This window comes from Dokdonia sp., assembly GCF_039945015.1.
Lineage (GTDB): Bacteria > Bacteroidota > Bacteroidia > Flavobacteriales > Flavobacteriaceae > Dokdonia.
In genome coordinates this window covers 693,680-710,525 of sequence record NZ_JBDUXP010000004.1, presented here as the reverse complement: position 1 = coordinate 710,525, position 16,846 = coordinate 693,680, and the positions used below count along the sequence as shown (strand labels likewise).

General features: G+C 32.0%; 16 protein-coding genes. All 16 read left to right on the top strand.

Annotation, left to right across the window (positions count from 1 at the left end):
• Positions 1-24: 24 nt before the first annotated feature.
• The 16 genes from ABJD27_RS05390 (at position 25) to ABJD27_RS05315 (ending at position 16,748) form a co-directional block, all read left to right on the top strand.
• Complete coding sequence (locus tag ABJD27_RS05390; protein WP_348167146.1) at positions 25-384, top strand: four helix bundle protein; 360 nt, start codon at positions 25-27, stop codon at positions 382-384.
• A gap of 41 nt (positions 385-425) precedes the next feature.
• The gene (locus ABJD27_RS05385; RefSeq protein WP_348167149.1) at positions 426-1,619 is read left to right on the top strand and encodes an acetyl-CoA C-acyltransferase; all 1,194 of its coding nucleotides are present in this window, start codon (positions 426-428) and stop codon (positions 1,617-1,619) included.
• Positions 1,620-1,794: 175 nt separating this feature from the next.
• Positions 1,795-3,609: an acyl-CoA dehydrogenase family protein gene (locus ABJD27_RS05380; RefSeq protein WP_348167151.1), complete on the top strand. Its 1,815-nt coding sequence runs from the start codon at positions 1,795-1,797 to the stop codon at positions 3,607-3,609.
• Positions 3,610-4,271: 662 nt separating this feature from the next.
• Positions 4,272-5,201 (top strand): SIR2 family protein, encoded by a 930-nt coding sequence (locus tag ABJD27_RS05375; RefSeq protein ID WP_348167154.1) that lies wholly within the window; start codon positions 4,272-4,274, stop codon positions 5,199-5,201.
• Positions 5,198-5,638 (top strand): hypothetical protein, encoded by a 441-nt coding sequence (locus ABJD27_RS05370; protein ID WP_348167157.1) that lies wholly within the window; start codon positions 5,198-5,200, stop codon positions 5,636-5,638. The genes ABJD27_RS05375 and ABJD27_RS05370 overlap by 4 nt, the downstream gene beginning before the upstream one ends.
• Positions 5,639-5,732: 94 nt before the next feature.
• Positions 5,733-6,785, top strand: a complete 1,053-nt coding sequence (locus tag ABJD27_RS05365) for a DUF2806 domain-containing protein (RefSeq protein WP_348167160.1) — start codon at positions 5,733-5,735, stop codon at positions 6,783-6,785.
• Positions 6,786-6,872: 87 nt separating this feature from the next.
• Positions 6,873-7,841, top strand: a complete 969-nt coding sequence (locus ABJD27_RS05360; RefSeq protein WP_348167163.1) for a toll/interleukin-1 receptor domain-containing protein — start codon at positions 6,873-6,875, stop codon at positions 7,839-7,841.
• A 156-nt stretch (positions 7,842-7,997) separates the two neighbouring features.
• Positions 7,998-8,534, top strand: a complete 537-nt coding sequence (locus tag ABJD27_RS05355; RefSeq protein ID WP_348167166.1) for a hypothetical protein — start codon at positions 7,998-8,000, stop codon at positions 8,532-8,534.
• 165 nt (positions 8,535-8,699) lie between these two features.
• Positions 8,700-9,338 (top strand): hypothetical protein, encoded by a 639-nt coding sequence (locus tag ABJD27_RS05350; RefSeq protein ID WP_348167169.1) that lies wholly within the window; start codon positions 8,700-8,702, stop codon positions 9,336-9,338.
• Between the two features lie 151 nt (positions 9,339-9,489).
• Positions 9,490-10,398 (top strand): PHB depolymerase family esterase, encoded by a 909-nt coding sequence (locus ABJD27_RS05345; RefSeq protein WP_348167172.1) that lies wholly within the window; start codon positions 9,490-9,492, stop codon positions 10,396-10,398.
• Positions 10,399-11,156: 758 nt separating this feature from the next.
• Positions 11,157-11,876, top strand: coding sequence for a barstar family protein (locus ABJD27_RS05340; protein WP_348167175.1), 720 nt, complete (start codon positions 11,157-11,159; stop codon positions 11,874-11,876).
• A gap of 77 nt (positions 11,877-11,953) precedes the next feature.
• A complete protein-coding gene (locus tag ABJD27_RS05335) occupies positions 11,954-12,592 on the top strand; it encodes a hypothetical protein (RefSeq protein WP_348167178.1) in 639 nt (212 codons plus the stop codon).
• A gap of 159 nt (positions 12,593-12,751) precedes the next feature.
• Complete coding sequence (locus ABJD27_RS05330) at positions 12,752-13,216, top strand: hypothetical protein (protein WP_348167181.1); 465 nt, start codon at positions 12,752-12,754, stop codon at positions 13,214-13,216.
• 201 nt (positions 13,217-13,417) lie between these two features.
• Positions 13,418-14,263, top strand: coding sequence for a metallophosphoesterase (locus ABJD27_RS05325; protein ID WP_348167184.1), 846 nt, complete (start codon positions 13,418-13,420; stop codon positions 14,261-14,263).
• Positions 14,264-14,508: 245 nt separating this feature from the next.
• Positions 14,509-14,958, top strand: coding sequence for a hypothetical protein (locus tag ABJD27_RS05320; RefSeq protein ID WP_348167186.1), 450 nt, complete (start codon positions 14,509-14,511; stop codon positions 14,956-14,958).
• A 290-nt stretch (positions 14,959-15,248) separates the two neighbouring features.
• Positions 15,249-16,748 (top strand): serine hydrolase, encoded by a 1,500-nt coding sequence (locus ABJD27_RS05315; protein WP_348167189.1) that lies wholly within the window; start codon positions 15,249-15,251, stop codon positions 16,746-16,748.
• Positions 16,749-16,846 lie beyond the last annotated feature (98 nt).

Below are 16,846 nucleotides of genomic sequence, written 5' to 3'. Positions count from 1 at the left end.
GAGCATAGATTATAGAGCACATAGATGGCGAGACATAATTTTAGAAATTTAAAAATTTGGAAAGACGGAATAAGTTTCGTGACACTGAATTATAAATTGACAAAAACATTCCCAAAAACGGAACTCTATAATATAACAAGCCAAATGAATAGAAGCGCACTTTCTATTCCATCAAATATAGCAGAAGGGACAGCAAAGTCAACAGATAAACATTTTAAAACATATCTAGAGACAAGTTTAGGATCTGCATACGAATGGGAAACACAACTAGAAATTGCAAATATTCAAGGCTATGTTACAGATACAGATTACAAAGAATTAATAGATAGAATACACCAAATACAAAGAATGATAGGAGCTTTTATAGATCGTTTAGACAGTTAAGTCTATATTCTATACTCCATATTCTATAATCTTATATAAAGATGAAAACAGCATATATAGTAAAAGCCTACCGTACAGCCGTAGGGAAAGCACCAAAAGGAGTATTTCGCTTTAAGCGAGCAGATGAGTTGGCAGCAGAGACCATTCAATATATGATGAATGAGCTACCCAACTTTGATAAAAAACGCATAGACGACGTGATTGTTGGAAATGCAATGCCAGAAGGAGCGCAAGGACTGAATATGGCACGTCTCATCTCATTAATGGGACTAGACATTATTGATGTGCCAGGTGTGACTGTCAACCGTTTTTGTTCTTCAGGAATAGAAACCATCGGAATGGCCGTTGCCAAAATCCAATCAGGAATGGCAAGTTGTATCATTGCTGGTGGAGCCGAGTCTATGTCGTCTGTACCGATGACAGGATTTAAACCAGAATTAAACTATGACGCTATTGTAAAAGCAGGACATGAAGATTATTACTGGGGTATGGGGAATACTGCTGAGGCTGTAGCAAACGAATTTAAGGTCTCTCGTGAAGACCAAGATGAATTTGCCTATAACTCACATATGAAAGCCTTAAAAGCGCAAGCAGAAAATCGTTTTCAAGATCAGATCGTACCCATTGATGTAGAACAAATATATGTAGATGAGAATGGGAAGAAAGCCACAAAGAAGTATACGGTAACCAAAGATGAAGGACCTCGTGCAGGAACCAATACTGCAGTGCTTAACAAACTACGCCCTGTATTTGCTGCAGGCGGAAGTGTTACTGCAGGAAACTCTTCACAAATGAGTGATGGAGCTGCCTTTGTACTTGTGATGAGTGAAGAGATGGTAAAAGAATTAAACCTAGAACCTATCGCACGTATGGTAAACTATGCTGCGGCTGGTGTACCACCGCGCATTATGGGAATAGGACCTGTTGCTGCAGTGCCAAAAGCATTAAAGCAAGCTGGATTACAACAAAAAGATATTGAACTTATTGAGCTTAATGAAGCCTTTGCTTCACAATCATTAGCTGTGATTCGTGAATTAGGGCTAAATCCAGACATCGTAAATGTAAATGGAGGAGCCATTGCCCTTGGACACCCATTAGGATGTACGGGAGGAAAATTATCAGTACAACTCTTTGATGAGATGCGTAAGCGTGATATGAGCGGTAAATATGGAATGGTGACGATGTGTGTAGGTACTGGACAAGGAGCTGCTGGGATATATGAGTTCCTTAAATAAAGCCCATGGCTTTTAAGAGTATAGAAAATAAGGAGTAAGCTTTCGCGAAAGCTTAAAAAAATAATAAAAAAGGATTGAATATTAAAGCATAGTATATAGATAACTCAGACCTAATTAGATAGTGTCTATACTCTATAATCTATGTTCCATAATCTTATTAATAAATAGACAACCAATGAGCACAGAAGCAACAGAAAAAGATATCCTACGCGGCGGACAATTCCTCGTGAGAGAAACCGCATGTGAAGATGTATTTACACTCGAAGATATCAGTGAAGAACAGAAAATGATGCGTGATAGTACCAAAGAGTTTGTAGATCGTGAGATCTGGGCGCATTGGGAACGCTTTGAGCAAAAAGATTATGCATTTACAGAAGCATGTATGCGCAAAGCAGGCGAACTAGGTTTACTAGGAGTTGCTGTACCAGAAGCTTATGATGGGCTTGGAATGGGCTTTGTCTCTACCATGCTTGTTTGTGATTATATCTCTGGAGCTACTGGGTCATTTAGTACTGCCTTTGGAGCACATACGGGAATTGGTACCATGCCAATTACTTTATATGGTAACGAAGAACAAAAGAAAAAGTATGTTCCAAAACTTGCGAGTGGTGAGTGGTTTGGAGCCTACTGTTTGACAGAACCAGGCGCGGGATCTGATGCAAACTCTGGAAAGACAAAAGCAGTCCTATCTGAAGATGGGAAAAGTTATAAGATTTCAGGACAGAAAATGTGGATCTCAAACGCAGGTTTTTGTAGTGTTTTTATCGTGTTTGCACGTATAGAAGATGATAAGAATATCACTGGATTTATTGTAGAAAATGATCCTAGCAATGGAATTTCTCTTGGAGATGAAGAGAAGAAATTAGGAATCCACTCCTCGTCTACCCGCCAGGTATTCTTTAGCGATACTGTAGTACCGGTAGAAAATATGCTTTCTGAGCGTGGTAACGGATTTAAAATTGCGATGAATGCCTTAAACGTAGGACGTATCAAACTAGCTGGCGCGTGTCTAGACGCACAACGTCGTGTGATTGATGAGTCTATTAAGTATGCAAAAGAACGTGTGCAGTTTAAGACACCTATCATTGATTTTGGTGCCATTAAAGCGAAGTTGGCACTTATGGCGACTAATGTATATGTAGATGAGTCTGCATCATATCGTGCTGCCAAAAACATAGAAGATCGTATTGCAATGCGCGAAGCAGCAGGAAATTCACATCAAGAAGCAGAGCTTAAAGGTGTAGAAGAATATGCTATTGAGTGTTCTATTTTAAAAGTAGCCGTATCTGAAGATGTACAGCAAACCACCGATGAAGGAATCCAAATTTTTGGAGGAATGGGCTTCTCTGCCGATACCCCAATGGAATCAGCTTGGCGTGATGCACGTATCTCACGTATTTATGAAGGAACAAACGAGATTAATCGTATGCTTTCTGTAGGGATGTTGGTAAAGAAAGCAATGAAAGGACATGTAGATTTCTTAGGCCCTGCAACTGCTGTAGGTGAAGAACTGGTAGGAATCCCTTCATTTGAAACACCAGATTATTCGGAGACACTTTCTGAAGAAAAAGCATTGCTTGCAAAGCTTAAAAAAGTATTCTTAATGGTGTCTGGAGCAGCCGTACAGAAGTATGGTCCGCAACTAGAAGAACACCAACAATTATTAATGAGTGCTGCCGACATTTTAATAGAGATTTATATGTCGGAAAGTGCTATATTGCGCACCGAGAAAAACGCAAAACGTTTCGGTGTAGAAAGTCAGTCGACCCAAATCGCAATGACACAATTGTACCTATTTAATGCTGTAGATATCATACAAACCAAAGCCAAAGAAGCTATTGTTTCTTTTGCCGAAGGGGACGAACAACGTATGATGCTTATGGGCCTTAAACGTTTTACCAAATATCAAAACCAACCAAACGTAATTGCATTACGTAATCAGATTGCCGCCGATCTAGAAGAAAATGGCGAGTATCGTTTTGATGGATGATAATACGTTTATCTAGTTTTATTTATTGAGAACAAAAACAATTAGATATTCGGACACTTCTACACAAGTAGAAGGGAAACCACCTCCAAAAGAGGTGGTTTTTTTGTTTTAGAATATTACGTGACCACAACTTCTCTGTTCTTCTTCTCTACCCTCTATATTCTCTTTTCTATATTCTTTTTTAAAATCGCTTTCGCGAAAATCATCTCTAAATATATTTTTTAACTGGGTTACGGGAATCCGTAAGGTGGTTCTATCTGAGTTAGTTAGTTTTATAAATTGAGCATGTGATTTGTAAAATATTTATAAGAAAATCGTAACTGTTTGTATTTACAAAAATTGACATTTTACAAGTTATCTTAATTATTAATAAATGCATATTTATTCAAAACATGATTATTCTAGTATTATGAATGCTATAAGTAATATCAATTTGACCCAGCATAACTAATCGTTTCGGACAATACTACTTGTACTCAATATAATTGTTAAAAATGATAAAATCTTTAAACCAAATTATCTGATGAATTTGAATTTGAAGAATACAGTTGGATTAAAATAACTGATAATAACATAATGAATATAAATGCTTCCGTTTACAAAAAAAATTCGAGTAATTAAAAATCAGTTTTCATTCATGTTAACAAAGTAAAAATAAATTTATGAGGTATGAAATTAAAGAAGCACTTCCTATTTTAGAAAAGCTTCTTATAGAAGGTAAACTTAATATTTTTATTGGTTCAGGAATTTCCATTGATTCAGGAATTCCAACTTGGAATGGATTAATTGAACAATTTATTGATATGGCAAGGCATATTCGATTTGTTCAAGAGAAGGACAAAAAGGCTATTCATGAAATTTGTGATATGGCAGATAAGAGAAAAGCATCCGGACGTTTTAATCCTATTGAAATAGCGACTGTATTAAAGAATAGATTAAGAGATTCTATAGAGTTAACTATACCTCAATCACAAGCTTATAAAGACTATCATAACTGGATAGGTTCAACATTTGGAAGTAATAAAGCTAATCAAAAACATATTGATATTGTATCTACAAATTATAAATATATTTTAACTTCTAATTATGATGATTTATTACAATCAGCTGCGTATGATGTAGGACATATAAGACTATCTGGAAATACTTTTAGCTTTAAAAATCAAACAGAAATAATAAAATTAATAAATAATGAACAATCTGCAATTATTCATGTTCATGGTATAGTTAATAATCTTGAGATTGATGAATTAATTTTTGCAAAAGAAGATTACAATAAAATAATATTAAAGAAATATGAAGGTTTCTCTTTTGCTTTGCGTATGCTGTTTACTCGTTATTCAACACTGTTTGTAGGATATGGCGCTAGTGATCCGCATTTAGAAGAAGTACTAGAAGAATTAGCTGAATATTTTCCATTAATAGATTCTTCATACTCATTACCCGAATCATTTTTGATTACTTTAAGAGACAAAGCTGATATTATCTTAGAAAAATATAAAGAAAGAGTAGGGACAAATTTAATTTTAATCGATGACTTTGATCAATATAATAATTTGCTATCGCACCTAAAAAACATACAGCCAAGATGAAAAAAGCAATAAATGCATATACAATAGGAGATAAACTATTTAATCTAGAACGTATTCATAGTAAGATCGTAACTTATACTTGTAAACACTTTCAGTTTAATCAAGGATTAGATTTAAAAGAATTAAAAACTTTTCTTGAAAATCTAAATATATTAGTTGAATGTATGAGTGAAAATTTAAATTCTAAAAATGTTTTTGATTATAGTAGTGCAATATCTCAAACACTAAGAATAGTTAATGAATCTGAAAAAATCACTAACATAAATCTATTTAATTCTTGTTGTTATTTACACGGATGTTTTACTAGATTTAATAAAACTTTAAAAAATGAAATTAAAAGAGGTTGTGAAATAAATTATCAAAATGTATGCAATCCATTAATGTTATTAGAATTAGAAATAAAAAATAAAAAAAAACATAATTCTCGTTCTAATTAATTAATTGCGAAAACAATAGCAATAGTTATTACTCAATTAAAAAATATTACTTTCATATAAATTCTCCGACTATTACATACTTTAATAATAAATAATGAAATTAAACGACATTTTAGGACTTGGGAAAGTCTTACCGATTGACAAACTAATTGACATTGTCTCAAATTCAGTTGGCAGAATATCCAAGCCCTATTTTGATAGGAAAGATGTCGACACACAAGCATATGCAATAAAGAAGCTTGCAGAAGCAAAAGCTGACGAAATGAAAATAATGGCAAACGCTATTAAAGAAAATTTTAAGTTAACAGGTGGAGGAATAGAATATAAAGATGATAAAATAGCTATTAGTTCGCCTAAAGAATTACCAATAAAAACTGATGAGCCAATTCTAATTGAACCGCCAATTGAAGAACGAGTTCAAGAAAGAATCAACTTCCAAGAAACTAAAAAACAGATTAATTTAGAAAATGTTACAGCTTATGCAGCCGAAGAACTAAAAAATGAAGGTCTTGTAACCGATGAACCAGTTGATAAAGATTGGACAACTCGATTTTTCCGTATTGCCGAAGAAGTTAGTAACGAAGAAATGCAAGCTTTATGGGGGAAAATCCTTGCTGGAGAAATAAAACAACCTAAAACCTATTCTTTAAGAACATTGGAACTGATTCGTAATCTTTCAAAGAAAGAAGCAGATACTTTTATGAAAGTTGCAAGTTTCGCAATAAAATCAGCAAACACGAATTATTTATTTAAAGGTAAAAACGAAAAAATATTAAGTGAAAAATACAAACTATTCTATGCAGATATAGCTTTATTAACAGAAATAGGATTAATACAACCAGGAACATATGTAAACTACCTAATAGCAAAAGACTCAAAAGAAACTCAAAGAGTATTTACTTCTGGAAGTATCGTGATAATCGCAAAAGTAAAAGCTAATACACCAACAATAAAAATGCCTGTTGATGTTTTCAGTAATGCTGGCAATGAACTTATTAACCTTATAAAACCAAATCCACCTTTTGATTATTTGACATATTTTGCTAATTCTATTAAAAATGATTCAGTTGATGTTAAATATGCTCATATATTAGCTTTTGAAAAAGATTCAATAAGACATACTCAACCACTTCAAGAATTTAAATAAAAAGGCAGCACCTAACAATGTATAAAAAAAATAGGGCAAGTCATTACTAATACTATAGTTTGGGCATTATTAAAGAACATAATAAGTATGGCAAAAATTTATATTTTACACTCAAGAGAAAAAGATGGCTTTGTTCGTGCTTTAATGAATAGGTTGACTGATTTAGGTCACGAATTGGTGCTAAGTGACTTTGAAGTAGGTCACGATATAAATACCTCGCTGAAGAATTCTATGAAAAGTGCTGACATTCAAATAGCCTTGATTTCAAATGATTCGATGAACTCAAATTACTTTACGAATGAAGTAATGCAACTACGGAATTATTCAGTTCATTCGAATCTTCGAAAACTTTTTATTCCAATATTCTACCCGAATGTATTTTTTAACGATTTACCAAGTTCTATTAGAAATATTCAGGGGATTACGTTAAACGGTGTAACTGAAAATGATGCAGAAGAAACCGCTCTGGAATTAGATATTGCAATTAACTCATTCTATGGTAAACAAATAGCAATTGAGGAGCAAGAAAAAGAGGTTAAAGAAAAAATTGAATCTTCTGCACCAGAATACATTGAACAAACTTTAAGTGACCTAAAGTCAAAAGAATCTAATATGAAAAAATACGCATTAATCTGGTACTCTCTAGGTTTTATTGCGCTTGTATCTGGAGTTGCTGCAACAATATGGCTCTCTAACTCTGGATTGGAAAATTTTGGAGATAATGAAAATTGGAGTAAAACAATATTCTTTGCTATCAAAAGTGCCCTAATTATAATACTACTAATTGCATCTTCTAAGTACTCATTCAATTTAGGCAAATCCTATATGAACGAAACAATGAAAATTGCTGATAGAATTCACGCAATTTCATTTGGTAAGTTCTATTTACAAGTATTCAATAAAAGAATTGAAACAGAAGAACTAAAAGATATCTTCCGAGATTGGAATATTAGCAATCAATCTTCATTTATGGGGCAAAAAAGTGAAGATTTTGACCCTAAATTATTAGAAAAAATTGTGGAAATTATAGACAAGATTAAAGGCAAGGATAAATAATGCTGTCCAACAACGTATATAAAAAATGCGCTCGATGGTTAATGAATTAAAACTCCTACAATTTAATTAACTTTAGTCTTTCGGAAAGTACCGCGCATCAAAAGCCGCACTTTTCATACACAAACCGTTGTGTAGCATTAAACAAACGATAAAAATATGGCATCAAGCTTTATCGAATTCAAAGATTACGGTTTTTGGGCAAAAGATGGTTTTGTAGAAGCAATGCAAAATTGTCTTATTAATGAAATTAAATTAACTGAATTTGATTCCAATTCATGGATAATTCAATATAAAGAAGAGCTTGCACTGCATTCATTACCTTTGATTTATGGAGGAATGTCAATGAGTTTAGATGAATTTTTGATTGACAAAGAACGAAAAGAACTAATAATTAAACTTATTAAAAAAATAATTAAAAAAATAAATTCAAGTGAAAATTATATCTCAAATGAGAATTTGAGAGAAATGCGAAAAAATGCTTTACAAATTTTGCTTAAAAATGGAAATGCATTTAAAGATGAGTCAGAAATTAATGAGGATGTAAAAAATTCAAGATGGAGAGGTATTGATAATTGTGTAAGCCAATATAAAGATAGATATATTAATGCATTCTTGTTACTGGAAAAGTTAATTAATGAAAAATTAAAAACCGATGCTTCTTCTGTAGAAAGTTATTGGGAATATAAAAATTAACCATAGAATTTGGAATAATTACGTTACACAACACCGTGTATAATTCATTGCTAGAGTATCGTATGTACTAATCGGAGTATTCTCCGAATATTCCTCAGGTTCCTCCCCATTTGCTATCTTTAATCCCAAGGCAACGAAATCATACACAAACCCGTTAGCAAACATATGAAACAGACTATCTGCATATCATTAATCTTACTCCTTTTTAGTTGTAACACTAATAATGAAAAAGAAATTGCTGAATTATTTAAGCAAGTAAATAGTAACAGAATTTCGGGAAAAAAACGTGCAGCCATTAAAGATTGTGAAAAAATTATATTGTTAGACAATTCGAATATTGATGCTTATCGGGTTTTGTCTGAATTAACTTTTGAAACTCTCGATTTTGAAAAGTCTTTAGAACTGAATAAAAAATTGATTGAGCTTAATCCAGATTCATATCAATATTATTCTAAAACTGGACTTTTGTTAGCGGTCTTTGATAAAAATGAGGAGTCTGAATTGTATTATGAAAAAGCACGAGAAGTATTTTCTAAAAAAGCGCAAGAATATTGGACAAAAACTGACACATTAAGTATGGCATCAATGTATATGACGATTGGCGATAGCATTAGAAGTAAAATTTTACTAGAATTAGCTATTAAAAGAAAGCCTAATGATTCTATATATTTTGAGGTTTTTGAAGAATTTAATGATTATAGTCACATTAAAACTATAAATCAATTAAAAAAAGTAATGACGGAATCTGAATATACTGAATCAGATGATAATAGCGAATCAAAAATAATCGAAGTTGAAAATTAATACGTTTGCTAACACCGTATAAAATTAATTGCTTGTACAAGCCAACTTACGAAAATCCTCTTGAATTTTCTATTCGGTTTGTATTTGCTAAATTAGGTACTGAAACACGCAACTAATCTTATACAAAACCGTTGTGTTTAATTAAAACGAAATGACAAAAATCATATATCTATTTATATTTACAACATTAATCTCTTGTAACAAACAAGACGATAATCAAACGATTGAATTGGAATATTATGAATCCATTGTTAGTGACGGATTAGAACGAACTTATTTTGTTCATTTACCTGCAAGTTATAATCCTTCGATTTCCTACCCTTTAATTTTTGCAATGCACGGAGGTGGACAATTAGGTTATGAAGGAATTGAATTTCAATCTCAGTTATCCGAACTTTCTGATTCAGAAAACTTTATTGTTGTTTATCCTGAAGGCTTAAAAACATTCGGATTTAGAACTTGGAATGCTGGAGATTGTTGCCCTTCAGCTACAACACTAGCAACTGATGATGTTGGTTTTATAAATTCATTACTTGAAAAATTAAAGCTTGAAATATCAATCAATCGTAAAAAAGTTTATGCAACAGGTTTTTCCAATGGAGGTCAATTTGCATATAAATTAGCTAACCGATATCCTGATAAATTTGCTGCAGTATCATCAGTTGCTGGAGTACTTCAGGATTTCCCATTTAATCCTATAAGAAAAGTACCTATTATACATTTTCACTCATACCAAGACTTAAATGCACCTTATAATGGCGGATTTTCTTCCTCACCTAATATTGACTTTGAGTTTCCTTCAATTGATTCTACTCTGCTGTTAATTGCTAATGATTATAATTGTGATTTAATTAAACAAACCATATTTAGTGATTTAAATACGTATGATTTTTTCAAATACTCAGATTGTGAGAATAACGTACAAATAGAACTCTATGTAAGTCAAGATGGAGGTCATACTTGGCCAGGTGGACAAGCTTTGCCAAATTTAGAAATAACAAATCATTTTAATGCTAGTTCTTTAATGTGGAACTTCTTTAAAAATTACGAATTACCATAAAATAACTACTGCCAACAATGGCTATAGTTAATACGGGTTTTGGTACTTAACCCAAAATATATTGCTTTTTAACTAAGTCCGCTAAATCTTTTGATTTGGCTTTAAAACAAAAAAGATAAAACAAAATAAAAAGATTTGGCTAAGTGCTTAATCGGGGATTAGTTACTTTTAATTCCCGTACTAACCATAGCCGAGACGTTGTAGGTAATTTGAGAAATGACGAAAAAAAGTGAATTATATCATTTAAGAAGTAAAGAAAAACGAGATTCTAGAATCAAGGAAACTCGGAATTTTATACTCGAAAAAACTTCTGGAAGTTTATTGAACAATCATAAATGGTATTGGATATTTGAATTGATTGAACAAAACAACGCTGAATTTGAATTAAAAACTCTTCTCTCGCCTGAAATTAGAAAACCTAAACATATACTCGAACTCGAACAGACCTCAATTCTGATTGACAATTCTGGGGACTTTATAGAGTTCTTGGAGTTGGAGCATCTAACTCTGAATAATACGTCGGAATTAAAAGCTGAATTAGAAAAGACAAATATAGAATTCATTACGGAATTGAATAAAATAAGAATACATGGTTATCGGAAATAAAAACTACCTACAACAACGCATAAAAATAATGCGTAATTTAGTGCTTAAACAGAGGGCAGTGCATTTTTGTTACTTCTGAATTTCCTGCGGAAATTCCTCGCACACAAAACCGCATTATTCTTATACAATACCGTTGTATGTAATTTACAAAGATGATAGGATTAAGATTTGACAATTATCCAAAACCACCCAATATAATTGCTTACATTGCTGATATTGGAAGCCTTAAATTTGAGAAAATTGAAGGAAAATATCATACTATTAATATTCAAATTAAGAATGAAGAATTAAACTCTAATTTTGAAAATGAAAGAGAAAAATTTGTCACTGAAGGATATTTAAGCCTCCTAGATCAAAACAAAAAAATTTTAGGAGAATTATCTATCTGCGATATTACGATATTAGAAAAGCATAAAAATTCAAATTTGATATTAACTGCAAAGGTCCATGAATCAAGAAGTGGTGAATTAGATGTGTGGAAAATGTATTTTCAAAACTCTATTAAAACTGTTGGGCTTTGGAAAGAGTTATCAGAAGAAAATAAGGAAGGTTGGCTAGTTGTTTCTTATAATTTCCAAAAACATAAAATAACAAAGGATAAAGATAATTTAGTCGTTAAATTGGATGGGGAATTAATAGATTCTGAATTAGATTTTTATTGTGCCTTAGGTGAAGCCGTAAATGGGATTGGAGGTTACTTTGGTTTCGGATTAGATGGTTTACATGATTGTTTTTGTGGCGGATTCGGAGTAGGTAAACCTTTTACTCTAATATGGAGCAATCATGAGTATTCAAAAAGAAATTTAGAGAATTACTTTGATTCGATTATCTCAATATTTAAAGAATATAAATACTTAGTAGAATTAAAATAAAACAACATACAACACTGTGTAAAAATGCATTAAAACGCATTTTACACTAAACGTTACACCACATTTGAGAAAACCGAATGAGAACAAAGAAAATTAGAGGGCATAATCGAATTTGGAAAGACATTGAAAAATGGAAAAACGCTAATCTGAAACTTGATTTAGAAAATCTAAAACAGAGCGAAAGAGATTATGCAAAAATTTGGGTTCATCCATTTAGTGGAATATCAATAACAAATAGCCAAAATCCTGAACCAAAACGAGAAACGAGAAAAAGAATTCTAAACGGACTCTTAGATATTTATGAAAGTTGGAAAAAACAACTTGATGAATTGAATGAATCTTATTATTTGAAAATATGGTTTTTCGAGGAAAGGTTCTCGAAATCCCAAGTTGTCTGTGCAATCGGAAACTCAATTGACTTTTATAATAAGACTTTTAACATTCCCGAAAATATAAAAGAATTTAAAACTGACCTTGGCAGAATAACAAAAAATCGGATTGAAAACTTTAATTGGGAGCATAGACTTGACGAAGATTTTATGTTTAGTACTGATATTGGAAATCCAGACGATTATGAAAATGAAAAAGAATATTTAGAAGATAAAAAATGGTTTAACGATAGATTAAAGCGAAACCACATTAAAAAAACATTGAAAGACGGAACCGAATCTTATGCTTTTGAAATTGGAAAAGTTTGGGTCGGAGAAAAAAACTGAAATAAAAACGTTGGGTAACACCGTGTATAATTCATTGCTAGTACTCGCCTACTTACGAAAATCCTCGCGGATTTTCTATTCGGTTTGTATTTGCTAAATTAGTTGCTGAAAGACGCAACGAAATCATACACAAACACGTTAGGCAATATTTTGAAACATATGACATTTAACCAAGTCCTTGCAAAATTAAAGACATATCATATCGATGATAAAATCTTAAAATGCATATTGGAAATGGAAACTAATGATGTGTTATTTCAGAGAGGGTTTTCAAAACCTAGAACGGAATTACAGAGCCTTTATGCCCTAAGATTAAACATCGCAAAGGACATAAATCCAACGAAATTTACAACTGACGAAATTAAGACGTGGGACCTCGCAATGAAAAGGCTTTTAGAAAGCAAAGCAATAAATACACATTTAAACGTAGTACATACAGAATTGTACAGCTATTTTTTTTTCTGGGATTCGGAATCTTATAAACTTGATGCATACATCGAATTGAAAAGTAAAAGTTCCCTAGAGGAGTCGGAATTAAGAAATGATGAAATTATTGAGAAAGGATTTTCGGTAAGCCAAACTAAGTTTAGTAAAGGAATAAAAGCAAGAGATTGGAAAAACTGAAATCCAATCAGAAAGAATACAGAACGCAAAAAAAACATTGCCTAACAAAACCTAAACGTAATGCGGACTTTTGGGCTAAATCGAAAGTCCTGTGAATATTTATAAAGTCTGCTAAATAATAAATCGAATCGAAAGTGCTTATCTCCTGTCCTATGATTTCTTATATTGAACGTTGTGAGCAATAAGAAAAAACGAAAAATAATGAAAGTTGCTATCTTTTCGGATATACACGGAAAAATATTACTTCCCTTCAAATTAGTAGACCTCTACCAAAAAGAGACCAATGAAACAATTGATTTTATATTGCAATGTGGTGATATGGGCTGTTATCCGAATATTGATAACTTGGACAAAGCCACAATTAAACACGCAAAAACCGATAGAGACGAATTAGGGTTTTATGATTACTTTATAAAAGATATTCCTGAAGTCAGGAGTTTTTTAGACAAATTAAATATTGATATGATTTGTGTAAGAGGTAATCACGAAGACCACGAATATTTAGATAAATTAGAAAAAGAAACAGAAGACTCAAGATTTCCAATAGATATTTATAATCGTGTTTTTGTATGTAAAACTGGCCATAAACAAGAATTAAAAGTTGGCAAAGAAACTTTAAGTTTTGTAGGAGTTGGTAGAATTGGAGATAGAAAGGAACGAACAAATAATAGATTTATTCAAGAGTACGAAAAAAAGAAAATAAAAGAACTAATAAAGGAAAATAAGGAGATATTCGATTTACTCATTACTCACGACAAAGATGATAGCAGTCAAAGAGGGTATGGAATGAAAGAAATTGGAGAGCTTTTGAATAATGTAATTTTCAAATATCATTTTTATGGACACACAGGAGAACCATACAATGAAGAAATTTATACAAATGGTATTACTAATTCTATTAAAATTAGAGAAGCAGAATTTAACAATAGTGGAATATTAGAAAAAGGTTCAATGATTATTCTTGAAAAAGTAAACTCTAATATTACTATAAAAATAGTTGACCAAAAATTAACTGATAAATTAACCAAATTTAATTGGAACATATAAAGATTACTGCTCACAATACGGTGCATAAGTAATAGTAGTTTAAGTGATAAAACAAGAGTATAAACATAAAACAAAGGTCAATGCAAAACCGAAAGGTTTGTGAGTAGAAATCCACTACTACTCATACACTAGATCGTTACCTACCATATGAAGCAACTTAACTAAATGAGAAATTCCATTCACTAATTCAAGCTTGAGAAAACAACTTGAATAACCGAATTTCACACTTATTAATTATCAACCATATGAAAAAACTAATTCTCATAACATTAATTTTAGTTGGAAATATAACTTTCGGACAAGAATCAAATGCGGAATGGAAACAACTCGATAAATCTATATCGCTGAAAAGTTATGTGGAAAAACAAGCGTACGACTATTTGGAATTTAACGCAGAAAAGAAAGATTCTATTTCTGAAAAAGGAGTAATAATCTCTCACGAAGGAGTCGATACTGAAATAATTGTTCGTGATTTAGCGACAGCAAAAAATCCTTTGATTATTATAAATCAATATGCACTAGAGAAACTAAAAGTTTTGGAATTTATCACTTTAGAGAATATTGAAAAAATAGATTTGCATAAACCGACTGATAAAATATGTGAATATTACGGTTCACGTGGAAAATACGGACTGATAATTATTACAATGGACAAACGGAAATGGAGAAAACTAAAAAGAAAATACGGTAGGTAACACCGTGTATTATAACCTTAATTCTCTCTTTTGTTCTTTCTAATGAATACTTAAAAGTTAAGAAATCAAACTTAAGACGTGTATAATTAATTGCTTGGTTCTCGCTTACTTGGGAATTCCTGCAGAATTTCCTCTGGTTAGTTCTATTTTACTAATTTAGTTCTTGCCAACGCAACTAACCATACACGAACACGTTAACCTTAATTTTTGAAACTGTAACAATTAATTGAAGTCTAGTTCTTTAAAAAGAACTGTAACAAAATTCAATCAGACTAAAAATCTAATTTCCAATGAAACCATTCCTAACAGCCATCTTCTCGTTAATTTTAATTGCATGTAATACAAATGAACCAAAGATAAATAGCACTATTGTTAAGGGTGAGACGGGTTATTATATAGATAGTATATTGACACCTTATGTTCAAGATCTTAGAAAGTTAACAGACAACTCCGCTGGTTTAGCAATAGGAATAACAAAGGGGGAAGATATAATCTATGCGCGAACATTTGGCTTTGCAAATATTGATCAAGGTCAAAAAGTTGATCTAAATTCACGTTTTCATTTAGCATCTGTTTCCAAACCTTTTAGTGCTGTAGCAATTGCCAAACTAGTTCAGGAAAATAAAATAAATTTAGAAGACCTTTTAATTGAGTATATCCCTGAATTTAAAATGAAGGGTGAAGGATACAGCAAAATAACTATTCAACATATTCTCACTCATACATCTGGAATTCCCCGTAATATCAAAATAGATGATTGGCTAGACCCATCCTATGGTAATAACGCTTTGGATGAGAATATCGAGATTGTCAAGAATCTTCAATTAGATTTTGAACCTGGCACAAAATTTAGCTATAGTAATTCGGCATTCGATATACTAGGAATCGTAATTAGTCGTGTGAGTGGGATGCCGTTTCATGAATATTTAGATGAAGCAATTTTTAAACCAGCAGGAATGATGAATACCTCCTTGAAGAAACCTAAGGACGTATTACCTTCAGATTGGGCTAATGCACATTCACATGGTCTAGAAACTCAAACTTTATCTCCCTTTCCATATAATGAAAGAATCTTTCCAAGTTCGGGTATTGTTTCTAGCCTCCTTGATATGTGTAGATGGGGACAACTTCATGTTAACCAAGGTACTATTGATGGAAATTCAGTAATAGATAAAAAACATTTCAAAATGATCGTTTCGCCAAAATACGAGACACCTTGGGGAGATAATATTGGATTAAGTTGGTTTTTACAAACCTATCTTGATCGTCCTATAATAATGCATACTGGTAGTGATACTGGCTTTGAGGCAATGTCATACATATTCCCGCAAGATGAGGTTTCTATCGTTGTTCTAGCGAATCGAGATTTTTCAAGAGCAGGAAGAATTGTAAATGCCGCATCTGAAGCAGTATTTGGAGAACCACTAAAGGAATATAAACTTTCATCCAAGTATAAATTTACCGAAGTGTATAAAAAATATGGAATAGAAAAAGCTAAAGAGCAATGGAATATGTTAAAAAAAGATACCATGGACATTTATTTCACAGACGATCAAGATATCTTATCAACTGGAGCTTTAATTAATGACCAAAAGTTATTAGAGTCAAAAGAAATTTTAGAGTTTTACAACACTTTAAATGAGAAATCTACCTATTCGTGGAGACTACTTGGAAACGCTAATTTAAGTCTTGGCGATACTATCACTGCTATAGCGTGCTATCAAAGATGCCTAGAAATTAATCCTAAATATGAAAAAGCGCGAATAGCATTGTTGAGGCTCAATAAATAAAACTAAGGCTAACAACGTATATAATTAATTACAGGTTTCTATGCGCTAATCGAGAAATTCTCCAAATTTCCCTCAGGCTCGCCCCCTTTTGCTATCTT